The following is a 13,828-nucleotide window of genomic DNA, read 5'->3' as shown; positions in this document are numbered from 1 at the left end:
CCGGCTCAGGGCGCCGCGTCCGGCGCGGGCCGGGTGACCAGCAGCAGCAGCGCGTCGTCGCCGAGTTCGCCGCCGGTGTGCGCGAGCAGGTCGGCGTACAGGCGGGCGACGGCGGCGTCGAGGTCGGCCAGCGAGCGCCAGCCGTCGCGGACCAGCGGCCCGGCGCGTTCGGCCAGCGGGTAGAACTCGCCGCCGGGCGCGCCCTTCGCCTCGATCACGCCGTCGGTGCACAGCACCAGCACGTCGCGCGGGCCGAACGGCACCGCGGTCGGGCTGGGCCGGCCGCTGACCAGGTGCCCGAGGCCGAGCGGCAGCCAGGGGTCCTCGGGTTCGAGCACCTCGGCCCGCCCGTCGGCGCGCACCCGCAGCGGCGGGACGTGGCCCAGGTGCAGCAGGTCGACGCTGCCGGGCTCGCGGAAGGCGGCGAACATCGCGGTGGTGAACTCCCCGTCGGGCACGTGCCGGCGCATGCTGGCCTCGATCCGCCCGGCCACCGCGGGCAGCTGCTCCTCGTCGTACGCGGCCTCCCGGAACGCGCCGAGCACCACCGCCGCGGTCTGCACCGCCCCGAGCCCCTTGCCGCGGACGTCGCCGACCAGCACCCGGGTGCCGTACGGGGTGTCCAGGACGGAGTAGAGGTCGCCGCCGATCCGGGCGGCGTCCGCGGCGGACACGTACCGCACGGCCAGCCGCAGCGGCCCGACCACCGGTTCGGGCTGGCGCAGCAGCGCCCGCTGGGCGGCCTCCGCGACCGAGCTGACGGCGGCGAAGGCCGCGGCTCTTCGCATCCGCAGCTCGGCGATCCCGGCGCTGAGCGCGGTGACCGCGACGTAGCTGACCATCGCGCCGTACAGGAAGCGGCTGTCGCTGAGGTTGTCGACCTCGTCGTAGCCGCTGAGGACGAGCAGCGCCATCAGGCCGAGGAAGCAGACCGCGAGCAGTTCGCGCGGACGCAGGGTGAGCGCGGCGACCGACGGGACGACGACCATCAGCGGGGCCAGGTAGCGGTCCTGCCCGGAGAGGTAGTCGGCGAGGGAGACGATCGCGATGGCGAGCAGCGCGGGCCCGGCCCGGCGCAGCAGCGACAGGTCCTGGAGGTCGGCCGCCAGCAGGGCGTTGCGCTGCCGGCTGGGCGGCACTCCGCCGGTGCTGCCGGACGGCGTGCCGCCCCCGCGTCGAAAGTGCACCTAACGAACATATCGGACAGCAGGCCGCTCTGCTCCGTCCGGGCGAAACGCCGGCGGCGCCGGACGGAGGGCTCCCGGGCGTCCGGCCGGGGCCCCGCGCCCCGGGTCGCGGCACCCCGCCGGGCCTGGCCGTTCGGATGACGGCCGGGCGGCGGCCCGGCGTGGGGCCGCCCGCCGCCGCCGCTCCCGGTCCGGCGCGGACTACCCTCGGGGACGGGCCGCGGACGTGCGGGCCGGAATGCGCCCCGCCCTCGGTGGAATACCCCAGGGGGTACTGTGGTTCTCCGAGGCGCAGCACGCCCCGGGCCCGGCATCCGGCCCCGCCCCAGCACGTTCCGGGAGGTTCCCATGTCCAGCACCGTCACCTACACCGTCAGCGGGATGAGCTGCGGCCACTGCGAGAAGGCGATCGACGGCGAGGTCTCCGCGCTGCCCGGCGTCACCGCGGTCAGCGCCGACGCCCAGGCCGGCACCGTCACCGTCACCGCCGAGCCCGCCCCCAGTGACGAGCAGATCGCCGCCGCGGTGGACGAGGCCGGCTACGAACTGGTCGGCCGGGCCGCCTGACCCGCCACGGGGCGGCCCCGCGCCGCCCCGCCCCGCACCGCACACCCGAGCGAACCCGAGCGAACCGGACGAGCTGATGAGCACCACCACCGACCCCGCCGCCCGCGACCGCGTCGAGCTGTCCATCGGCGGCATGACCTGCGCCTCCTGCGCCGCCCGGATCGAGAAGAAGCTCAACCGGATCGACGGCGTGCGGGCCAGCGTCAACTACGCGACCGAGAAGGCCCGGGTGGACTTCGGCCCCGGCACCAGCGTCGCCGACCTGATCGCCACCGTGGAGCGGACCGGCTACACCGCCGAACTCCCGCCCCCGCCCGCCGCGCCCGCACCCGGGCCCGCCGAGCCCGATCCCCTGCGCGACCGGCTGCTGGTCAGCGCCGTGCTCAGCGTCCCCGTCGTGCTGCTCTCGATGGTCCCCGCCCTGCAGTTCGACAACTGGCAGTGGCTGGCCTTCGCGCTCACCGGCCCGGTCGTCGTGTACGGCGGCCTGCCGTTCCACCGGGCCGCCTGGACCAACGCCCGGCACGGCGCGGCGACCATGGACACCCTGGTCTCGCTCGGCACCCTGGCCGCGTTCGGCTGGTCGGTGTGGGCGTTGTTCTGGGGCGACGCCGGGATGCCCGGCATGCGGCACGCCTTCTCGCTCACCGTCGGCGCCACCGACGCCTCCTCCGCGCTCTACCTGGAGACCGCGTCCGCCGTCACCACCCTGATCCTGCTCGGCCGCTGGCTGGAAGCCCGCTCCAAGCGCCGGGCCGGCGCCGCCCTGCACGCCCTGCTCGACCTCGGTGCGAAGGACGTGGTGGTGCTGCGTGGGGGCCGGGAGGTCCGCGTCCCGGTCGGGCAACTCGCCGTCGGGGACCGCTTCGTGGTGCGCCCCGGCGAGAAGATCGCCACCGACGGCACCGTGATCGAGGGCAGCTCCGCCGTGGACGCCTCCATGCTCACCGGCGAATCCGTGCCCCTCGAGGTCACCGTCGGGGACACCGTCACCGGCGCCACCGTCAACGCGGGCGGCCGACTGGTCGTACAGGCCACCCGCATCGGCGCCGACACCCAACTGGCCCGAACGGCCAGACTCGTCGAGGACGCCCAGAACGGCAAAGCCGCCGCCCAACGCCTGGCCGACCGGATCTCCGCCCTCTTCGTACCCGCCGTCATCGTCCTGGCACTGGCCACCCTGGTCGGCTGGCTCCTGACCTCCGACAACCCCACCGAAGCGTTCACCGCCGCCGTCGCAGTCCTGATCATCGCCTGCCCCTGCGCCCTGGGCCTGGCCACCCCCACCGCCCTCCTCGTCGGCACCGGACGCGGCGCCCAACTCGGCATCCTCATCAAAGGCCCCGAAGTCCTGGAGAACACCCGCAAAGCCGACACCGTCGTCCTCGACAAGACCGGCACCGTCACCACCGGACAGATGACCCTCCTCACCCTCCACACCACCGAAGACGTCGACGAGGACCAGGCACTACGGCTGGCCGGCGCCCTGGAACACGCCTCCGAACACCCCATCGCCCGCGCCATCGCCACCGCCGCCCGAGAACGGTTCGGTGAGCTGCCCGCCGTCGAGGACTTCCAGAACCTCCCCGGCCTGGGCGTGCGGGGCACCGTCGAGGGGCACGCGGTGACCGCCGGACGCGCCACCCTCCTCGACACCCCCCTGCCACCCGCCCTCGCCACCGCCAAGACCACCGCCGAACAAGCCGGACGAACCGCCATCACCCTCGCCTGGGACGGCACACCCCGCGCCCTGCTGGAAGTCGCCGACGCCGTCAAACCCACCAGCGCCGAAGCCGTCACCCGACTACGCGCCCTGGGCCTACGCCCCATCCTGCTCACCGGCGACAACCGGACCACCGCCGAAGCCGTCGCCGCCGAAATCGGCATCCCCGCCCACGACGTCCACGCCGACGTCCTCCCCCAGGACAAAGCCGCCACCATCCGACACCTCCAACACCAAGGCCACACCGTCGCCATGATCGGCGACGGCGTCAACGACGCCGCCGCCCTCGCCCAAGCCGACCTCGGACTCGCCCTCGGCACCGGCACCGACGCCGCCATCCAAGCCGCCGACCTCACCCTCGTCCGCGGCGACCTGCGCACCGCCGCCGACGCCATCCGCCTCGCCCGCCACACCCTCACCACCATCAAAGGCAACCTCTTCTGGGCCTTCGCCTACAACACCGCCGCCCTCCCCCTCGCCGCCACCGGCCTCCTCAACCCCATGATCGCCGGAGCCGCCATGGCCAGCTCCTCCCTGTTCGTCATCGGCAACAGCCTGCGACTACGCAAGTTCCGAGCAGCCTGACGGGACGTCAGCGGCCCAGCAGTTCGCCGCCGTTGCAGTGCAGGATCTCGCCGGTGATGAACCCGGCCTCGGCGGAGGCGAGGAAGTAGACGGCGGCGGCGACCTCCCCGGGTTCGCCGATCCGGCCGAGCAGCGTGCGCGCCGAGCGCCGGGCCACCTCGGCCTCGTCCAGTCGCGGGCCGAAGAACTCGGTGCCCGCGACGGTGCCCGGGGCGACGATGTTGGCGGTGATCCCGGACGGGCCGAGCTGGGCGGCCAGGAAGTGGTTCCAGGCGTGCAGGGAGGCCTTCGCGGCCCCGTAGGAGCCCGCGCCGCGCAGCGCGGCGATCGAGGAGACGGTGACCACCCGGCCGGAGCCGGGGGTGAGCCGGTCGCGGACGGACTCGGTGAGCAGCACCGCGGTCAGCACGTTGCGTTCGAAGTCGCCGCGCCAGCGGGCCAGCACCGCGTGCGGTCCGGCGCCGGGCACGGTCTCCCGGCTGCCGGCGTTGTTGACCAGCACGTCGATCCGGGCGGGCAGCACGTCCAGGGCGGCCTCCACCGCGTCCGGGTCGGCCAGGTCGCACACCAGCGGGGTGACGTTCGGGCCGAGCTCCTGGACGGCGTGGTCGAGGACGCCGGGGCGGCGGCCGACGATCACCACCCGCTCCCCGGCCTCGGCGAAGCGCCGGGCCAGATCCAGCCCGATGCCGGTGCCACCACCGGTGACGACGACGTTCCTGGCCATTGCGCACTCCCTCCCTGACCGTTCGCCGCGCCGCAGGTCGCGGGCGGTCCGTACCGGATTGCCACGATTCCTATCACGCTGGGTCGCGGAGCCGGTGGGGTGGGTGACGCCGCACGCCGGCCGTGCGGTGTGGTATGCGCGCGGACGCCCGGGTGCGCGGACGCACACGGAGAGTGGAGAGAGCCAACTCACACCCCCCTGGCGTAACTCTGCGCCCCCTGGTACGTCTTACCTTTTGTAGAGCGGGGCTCCGGCGGGCCCCGGACGGGCTGTCGATTCGTCGATCGCCCTCGCGCACGGCACCGGGCCGGACCCGGACCCGGGGACGCTTTGAGCGGCCGTTCCCGACCGGGCCCGTCCCGGGCGCCGTGCGCCCCGGTACGGCGACACGCGAAGGGGCCCGGTCCCGCCCCCTGTACGGGAGGGCGGGACCGGGCCCCTTCGGCTCCGCGGCCGACGGCTCAGCGCGCGTCGAGCGGCACGTAGTCGCGGATCTCCACGCCGGTGTAGATCTGCCGCGGGCGGCCGATCCGGCTGGTCGGGTCCTTGATCATCTCGTGCCAGTGGGCGATCCAGCCGGGGAGCCGGCCGATCGCGAACAGCACGGTGAACATGCTGGTCGGGAAGCCCATCGCGCGGTAGATCAGGCCGGTGTAGAAGTCCACGTTCGGGTAGAGCTTGCGCGAGACGAAGAAGTCGTCCTTGAGCGCGTGCTCCTCCAGCTTGAGCGCGATCTCCAGCAGCTCGTCGGACTGGCCGAGCTGGGCCAGCACCTCGTGGGCGAGCACCTTGACCTGCGCGGCGCGCGGGTCGAACGCCTTGTAGACGCGGTGGCCGAAGCCCATCAGCTTGACGCCGTCCTCGCGGTTCTTCACCTTGCGGATGAACGCGTCGACGTCGCCGCCGTCCTTCTGGATCTGCTCCAGCATCTCCAGCACGGCCTGGTTGGCGCCGCCGTGCAGCGGGCCCCAGAGCGCCGAGATGCCCGCCGAGATCGAGGCGAACAGGTTGGCGTGCGAGGAGCCGACCAGGCGCACCGTCGAGGTGGAGCAGTTCTGCTCGTGGTCCGCGTGCAGGATGAACAGCTTGTCCAGGGCGTTGACCACGACCGGGTTCAGCTCGTAGTCCTCGGCCGGGACGGCGAAGGTCATCCGCAGGAAGTTCTCGACGTAGCCGAGGTCGTTGCGCGGGTAGACGAAGGGCTGGCCCATCGCCTTCTTGTACGCGTAGGCCGCGATGGTCGGCAGCTTCGCCAGCAGGCGGACCGTCGACAGGTTGCGCTGCGCCTCGTCGAACGGGTTGTGGCTCTCCGGGTAGAACGTGGAGAGCGCGCCGACCACCGAGGAGAGCATCGCCATCGGGTGCGCGTCCCGGGGGAAGCCCTGGTAGAAGCGCTTGACGTCCTCGTGCAGCAGGGTGTGCTGGGTGATCTCGTTGCTGAACGCCTCCAGCTCGCCGGCCTTCGGCAGCTCGCCGTTGATCAGCAGGTAAGCGGTCTCGATGAAGTTGGCCTCCGAGGCCAGCTGCTCGATCGGGTAGCCGCGGTAGCGCAGGATTCCGGCGTCACCGTCAATGAAGGTGATCGCGGACTTGTTGGCGGCGGTGTTGCCGAAACCGTTGTCCAGGGTGACCAGGCCGGTCTGCGGGAGCAGCTTCGAGATGTCGAAGCCGGAGTTGCCCGCAGTGCTCTCGACGACGGGGTACTCGTACTCGCCGTCCTGGTACCGCAGTACTACCGATTTGTCGCTCACGTCTTCCTCACCGACGAAATTGATCCTCATCCGACTGCCCTGACTGTCTCAACGATCCCCCACCCGAAGGACGGCCGCGCACCCGGGGGTGACCCCGGGAAGGACCGGGGCCTACAAACTCCGCTGCCGCCACCGGTGCGAACCGGACAAGATCGGCAGCGGCACCGGACCAGGTTCCGCCCTAAATCTCTTCACGTCAAGACAACCTCTGAACGTACCGTACCCCCTGGAACTCAGCCCGCAGCCAATCTGTGGTCCAGCGCGGAGTGCCGCCGACCGGCGCTGACCGCCCGCACGGCCTGCCCGATGGCCTTGCGCGACCCGACCAGCACCACCAGCTTCCGGGCCCGCGTCACCGCCGTGTACAACAGGTTGCGCTGGAGCATCGTCCACGCCGAGGTGGTGACGGGAATCACCACCGCCGGGTACTCGCTGCCCTGCGAACGGTGGATCGTCACCGCGTACGCGTGCGCCAGCTCGTCCAGCTCGTCGAAGTCGTACGGGATCTCCTCGTCCTCGTCGGTCATCACCGTCAGCCGCTGGTCGTCCACGCTCAGTGCCGTCACGACGCCCACGGTGCCGTTGAAGACGCCGCTGCGCCCCTTGTCGTAGTTGTTCCGGACCTGGGTGACCTTGTCGCCGACCCGGAACGTCCGCCCGCCGAAGCGGCGTTCGGGCAGTCCCTCCCGGGCCGGGGTGACGGCCGACTGGAGCAGCGTGTTCAGCGCGCCGGCCCCGGCCGGGCCGCGGTGCATCGGCGCCAGCACCTGCACGTCGCGCCGCGGGTCCAGGCCGAAGCGCTGCGGGATGCGGCGGGCCACCACGTCCACCGTCAGGCCCGCCGCGCGCTCCGCGTCGTCCTCCACGAACAGGAAGAAGTCCGGCAGGCCCTCGGTCAGCGGCGGCAGGCCCTCGTTGATCCGGTGCGCGTTCACCACCACGCCGGACTGCTGGGCCTGCCGGAAGATCCTGGTCAGCCGGACCGACGGGATCGGGCTGCCGGGCGAGAGCATGTCCCGCAGCACCTCGCCCGCGCCCACCGAGGGCAGCTGGTCGACGTCCCCCACGAACAGCAGGTGCGCGCCCGGCGCCACCGCCTTGACCAGCTTGTTCGCCAGGATGAGGTCCAGCATCGAGGCCTCGTCGACCACCACCAGGTCCGCGTCCAGCGGCCGGTCCCGGTCGTAGGCGGCGTCCCCGCCCGGCTTCAACTCCAGCAGCCGGTGCACCGTCGACGCCTCCGCGCCGGTCAGCTCCGCCAGCCGCTTCGCCGCCCGCCCGGTCGGCGCCGCCAGCACCACCTTCGCCCGCTTCGCCAGCGCCAACTGGACGATCGAGCGCACCGTGAAGGACTTGCCGCAGCCCGGGCCGCCGGTCAGCACCGCGACCTTCTCGGTCAGCGCCAGCCGCACCGACTGCTCCTGCTCCGGGGCCAGCTCCGCCCCCGTCCGCTTCGCCAACCAGCCCAGCGCGGCCGGCCAGTCCACGTCCCGGAACCACGGCATCCGGTCCCCGTCCGCCCGCAGCAGCCGCAGCAGCTGGCCCGCCATCGACAGCTCCGCCCGGTGGAACGGCACCAGGTACACCGCCGTGACCTGCTGCCCGTCCGCCCCCGGCAGCCGCTCGCGGACCACCCCCTCCGTCGCGACCAGCTCCGCCAGGCAGTCGATCACCAGCCCGACGTCCACCTGGAGCAGCTTCACGCCGTCCGCGATCAGCCGCTCCTCCGGCAGGTAGCAGTGCCCCTGGTCGGTGGACTGCGACAGCGCGTACTGCAGGCCCGCCTTCACCCGCTCCGGCGAGTCGTGCGGGATGCCCACCGCCTGCGCGATCCGGTCCGCCGTCAGGAAGCCGATGCCCCACACGTCCGACGCCAGGCGGTACGGCTGGTTCTTCACCACCCCGATCGAGGCGTCGCCGTACTGCTTGTAGATCCGCACCGCCAGCGAGGTCGACACCTGGACGCCCTGCAGGAAGACCATCACCTCCTTGATGGACTTCTGCTCCTCCCACGCCTTGGCGATCATCTTCGTGCGCTTCGGGCCCAGGCCCGGCACCTCGATCAGCCGCTGCGGCTCGTTCTCGATCACCTCCAGGGTCTCCACCCCGAAGCGCTCCACGATCCGCTCCGCGAACCGCGGCCCGATCCCCTTGATCAACCCCGAGCCCAGGTACCGCCGGATGCCCTGGACGGTGGCCGGCAGCACCGTCGTGTAGTTCTCCACCGTGAACTGCCGCCCGTACTGCGGGTGCGAGCCCCACCGCCCGAACAGCCGCAGGCTCTCCCCCACCTGCGCCCCCAGCAGCGCCCCCACCACCGTCAGCAGGTCGTTCGCCCCGCGCCCGGTGTCCACCCGGGCGACCGTGTACCCCGTCTCCTCGTTGGCGTACGTGATCCGCTCCAGGACCCCCTCCACCTGAGCCAGCTGCACCGGACACCTCACCCGCGATCAGGAACACGCCACCGGGAAAGGTACTCCGCCCGACCGACAGACCGGTCGCGCCCGGCGGGGCCGCGCGCTCGCGGCGCACCACCCCGCCACCCCCTCCAGCACCACCGCGCCCGGCACCAGCAACCCGACCGCCGCCCGGTCCGGGGCGAGCACCGGCGCGCCCGGACCGGCCGTGGAGGCTCGCAGGTCGAGCGCCGGGCCGAGCAACCACGGCAGCGCCAGCCCGAGCAGCGTGCCGCCGACCACCGCCGCCGCCACCACCGGCAGCAGCTGGACCAGCCGGACGCCCGCCGCGGCCCGCCCGCCGAGCAACAGCTCCAGTACCACCGCGACCAGCCCGAGCAGCAGCCCGAGCGCCGCCAGCACCCGGAACGCCGTCTCCAGCGCGGCCACCAGACCGTCCCCCGACGCTTCCCTCAACTGCCCACCCAGGAAGCGGACTTCGACCGGCACGCCGCGTCGATCCGCGCCGCACCTGCCGCCGACCCCGGCCGACCCGGATCGGCGAACAGCACCGCCGCGCCGCGCTGCCCGCTCTGCCCCCGGCCCGCCGAACACCAGCAGCCCACCCGCCACGTCGACGTCACCGGCCACCGGCCCGATCGCCCGGTCCGCCACCGCGCCCCGCGTCCGCGTCAAACGAGCCGTCCGGGAACCGATCCGCCGTCACTTGATCGGCCAGCGCCGAGAGTTCCGCCCTCGTGCCGAGCGGCTCGGCCAGCTCCGGCACCGCCGCGAGCGCCGCCAGCGCCGACCCCGGCTCGTACCGGGCCAACGCCACCGGATAGGCCGACGCCCTTACCGTCACACCGTCGTCGTCCGAGGTCAGCGCCGCCAGCCCACCGCGCACCTGGAGCACCCCGGCCACCCCCGGCACCCGGCCCAACTCCTCCACCGGCAGCGGACGCTGCGCCGGGCCCAGGATCACTGCGCCACCGCCCGTACGCCACTGCGCGGCCGCCGCCAGGCCCGATACCACCGGCATCAGCGCCAGTTGAGGCTCCGCCCCGACCCCCGCCGGGGCCGCGCCGCGCAGCCGTAACTGCAGCACGCCCGCCCCCTCCGCCACCAGCCGCGCGGACAACCCCGATGCCCGCCTCGGACCCCGTCGGCGCACCGGCTCACGACCCGCCCGGCGTGCCGCCCGGCCCTGCCACCACACCGCCACCGCCGACGCACCCGCCACCACGCCCCCAGCAGCCGCCCGTCCGCCCACCGGACGGACACCGCCCACCCCGCCAGCAGGCCCGCCAAGGCCGCCGGAGCCGCCTCCAGCCGCCGAACGGCGGCCAGCGCGGGACTCACCCGCACCTCGGGCCCGCTGGAGCGCCAGCGCCGCCTCCCTGCGCCGCGCCCCCAGCCGGGCCGCGGCCACCACCGCAGACACCCCGATCGCCGGCAGACCCGCCGACGCGAACGACCGGAGCACCACCGTCCGGGCCCACTGCACCGCGCAGGCGTCCACCAGCGCCGACAGCCGCTCGGTCAGCTTCGGCACCCCCATCGTCCTGGTCCCGGCCGGGCAGGGGAACCGGTCCGAGACCACCCCGCCACACGCCGACACCGCCAGCGCCTTACCGAAGTCCCGAGCCCCGCACGACAGTTCCCCCGCCCTGCGGGAAGTCCCGCCGGTCTCCCAGGGCTGCTCGGCCGTCCAGAACGCCCAGGTCGCATCCAGCGTCCGCGACCCGCGTGCCTCCATCGCCTCCAACCCCGCCGCGGCCCCCAGCAGCCAGGCTCGACCCGACCCGCGCGCCTCCATCGCCTCCAGTCCCGCCGCAGTCCCCAGCAGCCGGGCCCGACCCGACCCGCGCGCCAACTGCAGCAGGAGCTCCGCCCGCCGGAAGTCTGCCAGTTGACGAGCCGTCATCACCATCGCCACCGCCGACAGCACCCCCAGCATCACCACTGACACCAGCATCCCCGAACGCGCCATCAGCACCGCCGGGATCTCACTGACCGCCCGCACCGCCCCCCACCAATGGCTCCGCCCCGCGGAATGCCGCCCGGACCGGATAGCCCGCCGTCAACCGCTCCACCCGGCTCCGTTCCGCAAACACCGTCCCCCCGCCCAACCGCAACCGCCGCAGGTCCAGCAGCGCCGTCCACTGGACGTCCACCTCCCCCGCAGCAGCGGGTCCGTCCGCAACAGGTCCCGCGGGGCCAGCACCACCCCCGGCGCCTCCCGGTATACCCCCTCACCACCACCGGCACGGGCACTGGCTTGCCCGGCTTCGTCAACGCCACCGACTCCGACAGCACCACCTCCCCCGCCCCGGCCGGCCAGGCCCCCCGCACCAACTCCGCGAGCCGCTGCGGGCCCGCCACCGCCAACGGCGTCAACGACTACCCCGCGCCCTGCCCCGCCCCCACCTCGGCGGCGCTTCCCGCCGGCAGCGGCACCACCAGCGGAACCGAGGCGTGCAACACCTCTTCGACCTGCACTGACGTCCCCGGCAGCGCCCGGTGCAACGCTGCCCGCACCTGGGCGTCCGTCTGCTCGTCCGCCCCGTCCGCGTACCGCCCCGACATCGAGACGGACAGCCACGGGTCCTCCGCCAACCGCCGCCGCATCCCCTCGGTCACCGAACTCGCCGTCAACACCACCCCGTGCTGCCCGGCCCAGCGCACGCCGGCAGGCGCACCCCGCCCGGTCCTCCCCTCCTGGTGACCGGCAGTCTGCCGGGAACGCGAAAAAGCCCCCTGACATCCCATCAGGGGGCTTTCCCACAAAGATTGTTCGGCGGCGTCCTACTCTCCCACAGGGTCCCCCCTGCAGTACCATCGGCGCTGTGAGGCTTAGCTTCCGGGTTCGGAATGTAACCGGGCGTTTCCCTCACGCTATGACCACCGAAACACTATGAAACTGTGCACCGCCCGCCATCATGCGGGGGTCGTTGTTTCAGAACAACACAGTGGACGCGAGCAACTGAGGACAAGCCCTCGGCCTATTAGTACCGGTCAACTCCACCCCTCACAGGGCTTCCATATCCGGCCTATCAACCCAGTCGTCTACTGGGAGCCTTACCCTCTCAAGGAGGTGGGAGTGCTCATCTCGAAGCAGGCTTCCCGCTTAGATGCTTTCAGCGGTTATCCCTCCCGAACGTAGCCAACCAGCCATGCCCTTGGCAGGACAACTGGCACACCAGAGGTTCGTCCGTCCCGGTCCTCTCGTACTAGGGACAGCCCTTCTCAACACTCCTACGCGCACAGCGGATAGGGACCGAACTGTCTCACGACGTTCTAAACCCAGCTCGCGTACCGCTTTAATGGGCGAACAGCCCAACCCTTGGGACCTACTCCAGCCCCAGGATGCGACGAGCCGACATCGAGGTGCCAAACCATCCCGTCGATATGGACTCTTGGGGAAGATCAGCCTGTTATCCCCGGGGTACCTTTTATCCGTTGAGCGACGGCGCTTCCACAAGCCACCGCCGGATCACTAGTCCCTACTTTCGTACCTGCTCGACCCGTCAGTCTCACAGTCAAGCTCCCTTGTGCACTTACACTCAACACCTGATTGCCAACCAGGCTGAGGGAACCTTTGGGCGCCTCCGTTACCCTTTAGGAGGCAACCGCCCCAGTTAAACTACCCACCAGACACTGTCCCTGATCCGGATCACGGACCCAGGTTAGACATCCAGCACGACCAGAGTGGTATTTCAACGGCGACTCCACCCGAACTGGCGTCCGAGTTTCACAGTCTCCCACCTATCCTACACAAGCCGAACCGAACACCAATATCAAGCTATAGTAAAGGTCCCGGGGTCTTTCCGTCCTGCTGCGCGAAACGAGCATCTTTACTCGTAATGCAATTTCACCGGGCCTGTGGTTGAGACAGTCGAGAAGTCGTTACGCCATTCGTGCAGGTCGGAACTTACCCGACAAGGAATTTCGCTACCTTAGGATGGTTATAGTTACCACCGCCGTTTACTGGCGCTTAAGTTCTCAGCTTCGCCCGACCGAAATCGGACTAACCGGTCCCCTTAACGTTCCAGCACCGGGCAGGCGTCAGTCCGTATACATCGCCTTACGGCTTCGCACGGACCTGTGTTTTTAGTAAACAGTCGCTTCTCGCTGGTCTCTGCGGCCACCACCAGCTCAGGGAGCGAAGTCCCGTCACCAGCAATGGCCCCCCTTCTCCCGAAGTTACGGGGGCATTTTGCCGAGTTCCTTAACCACAGTTCACCCGAACGCCTCGGTATTCTCTACCAGACCACCTGAGTCGGTTTAGGGTACGGGCCGCCATGAAACTCGCTAGAGGCTTTTCTCGACAGCATAGGATCATCCACTTCACCACAATCGGCTCGGCATCAGGTCTCAGACTATGTGAACGGCGGATTTGCCTACCGTTCGTCCTACACCCTTACCCCGGGACAACCACCGCCCGGGCTGGACTACCTTCCTGCGTCACCCCATCGCTCACCTACTACCCCGTTGGGTCACCGGCTCCACCACGTCCCTTCGTCCGAAGACTCCGGGCCGGCTTCACGGGCTTAGCATCAAGAGGTTCGACGTTGGCGCTTCAAAGCGGGTACGGGAATATCAACCCGTTGTCCATCGACTACGCCTGTCGGCCTCGCCTTAGGTCCCGACTTACCCTGGGCAGATCAGCTTGACCCAGGAACCCTTGGTCAATCGGCGCAAGAGTTTCCCACTCTTGTATCGCTACTCATGCCTGCATTCTCACTCGTGAACCGTCCACAACTCGATTCCTCGGCTGCTTCACCCGGCACACGACGCTCCCCTACCCATCACAGCCTCCGTTGGGAGTATTGCTGCAATGACACGACTTCGGTGGTGTGCTTGAGCCCCGCTACATTGTCGGCGCGGAA

Annotated in this window: 9 protein-coding genes and 2 rRNA genes (1 of these 11 only partly in view); 3 read left to right on the top strand and 8 right to left on the bottom strand. The window is 71.1% G+C overall.

Translation table 11 applies throughout. From position 1 onward, the window contains the following. Window positions 1–5: 5 nt before the first annotated feature. The gene (locus QMQ26_RS25085) at window positions 6–1,187 is read right to left on the bottom strand and encodes a PP2C family protein-serine/threonine phosphatase (protein ID WP_282202759.1); all 1,182 of its coding nucleotides are present in this window, start codon (window positions 1,185–1,187) and stop codon (window positions 6–8) included. A gap of 348 nt (window positions 1,188–1,535) precedes the next feature. Here QMQ26_RS25085 and QMQ26_RS25080 point away from each other — a divergent pair, with 348 nt between their 5' ends. Further along, on the top strand, window positions 1,536–1,754 hold the full coding sequence (locus QMQ26_RS25080; protein WP_282202758.1) for a heavy-metal-associated domain-containing protein: 219 nt from the start codon (window positions 1,536–1,538) through the stop codon (window positions 1,752–1,754). Window positions 1,755–1,830: 76 nt separating this feature from the next. Then, window positions 1,831–4,062 (top strand): heavy metal translocating P-type ATPase, encoded by a 2,232-nt coding sequence (locus QMQ26_RS25075; protein ID WP_282202757.1) that lies wholly within the window; start codon window positions 1,831–1,833, stop codon window positions 4,060–4,062. A 7-nt stretch (window positions 4,063–4,069) separates the two neighbouring features. Here the strand turns inward: QMQ26_RS25075 and QMQ26_RS25070 are convergent, their stop codons facing one another. From QMQ26_RS25070 to QMQ26_RS25050, 5 genes are all read right to left on the bottom strand, one after another. Beyond that, window positions 4,070–4,789 carry an SDR family NAD(P)-dependent oxidoreductase gene (locus QMQ26_RS25070; RefSeq protein WP_100840338.1) on the bottom strand — a complete coding sequence of 240 codons (720 nt, stop codon included), beginning with the start codon at window positions 4,787–4,789 and terminating at the stop codon, window positions 4,070–4,072. Between the two features lie 461 nt (window positions 4,790–5,250). Further along, window positions 5,251–6,540, bottom strand: coding sequence for a citrate synthase (locus QMQ26_RS25065; protein ID WP_100840339.1), 1,290 nt, complete (start codon window positions 6,538–6,540; stop codon window positions 5,251–5,253). A gap of 233 nt (window positions 6,541–6,773) precedes the next feature. Continuing rightward, window positions 6,774–8,972, bottom strand: coding sequence for an SF1B family DNA helicase RecD2 (recD2, locus tag QMQ26_RS25060; RefSeq protein WP_282202756.1), 2,199 nt, complete (start codon window positions 8,970–8,972; stop codon window positions 6,774–6,776). An 18-nt stretch (window positions 8,973–8,990) separates the two neighbouring features. Next, window positions 8,991–9,446: a hypothetical protein gene (locus QMQ26_RS25055; RefSeq protein ID WP_282202755.1), complete on the bottom strand. Its 456-nt coding sequence runs from the start codon at window positions 9,444–9,446 to the stop codon at window positions 8,991–8,993. A 130-nt stretch (window positions 9,447–9,576) separates the two neighbouring features. Then, window positions 9,577–10,962 (bottom strand): hypothetical protein, encoded by a 1,386-nt coding sequence (locus QMQ26_RS25050; RefSeq protein ID WP_282202754.1) that lies wholly within the window; start codon window positions 10,960–10,962, stop codon window positions 9,577–9,579. A gap of 255 nt (window positions 10,963–11,217) precedes the next feature. On the opposite strand from QMQ26_RS25050, the gene QMQ26_RS25045 reads away from it, so the two are divergent. Then, entirely contained in the window at window positions 11,218–11,664 is a 447-nt protein-coding gene (locus QMQ26_RS25045) for a hypothetical protein (RefSeq protein ID WP_282202753.1), read from the top strand. A gap of 67 nt (window positions 11,665–11,731) precedes the next feature. Here QMQ26_RS25045 and rrf read toward each other — a convergent pair. Together rrf and QMQ26_RS25035 are read right to left on the bottom strand one after the other, a co-directional pair. Next, window positions 11,732–11,848: ribosomal RNA gene (rrf, locus tag QMQ26_RS25040) — 5S ribosomal RNA — on the bottom strand. Between the two features lie 76 nt (window positions 11,849–11,924). Beyond that, window positions 11,925–13,828: ribosomal RNA gene (locus QMQ26_RS25035) — 23S ribosomal RNA — on the bottom strand; it runs 1,206 nt beyond the window's last position.

Origin of the sequence: Kitasatospora fiedleri, assembly GCF_948472415.1 — a bacterium.
Lineage (GTDB): Bacteria > Actinomycetota > Actinomycetes > Streptomycetales > Streptomycetaceae > Kitasatospora > Kitasatospora fiedleri.
This window is presented reverse-complemented; position numbering and strand designations above follow the sequence as displayed.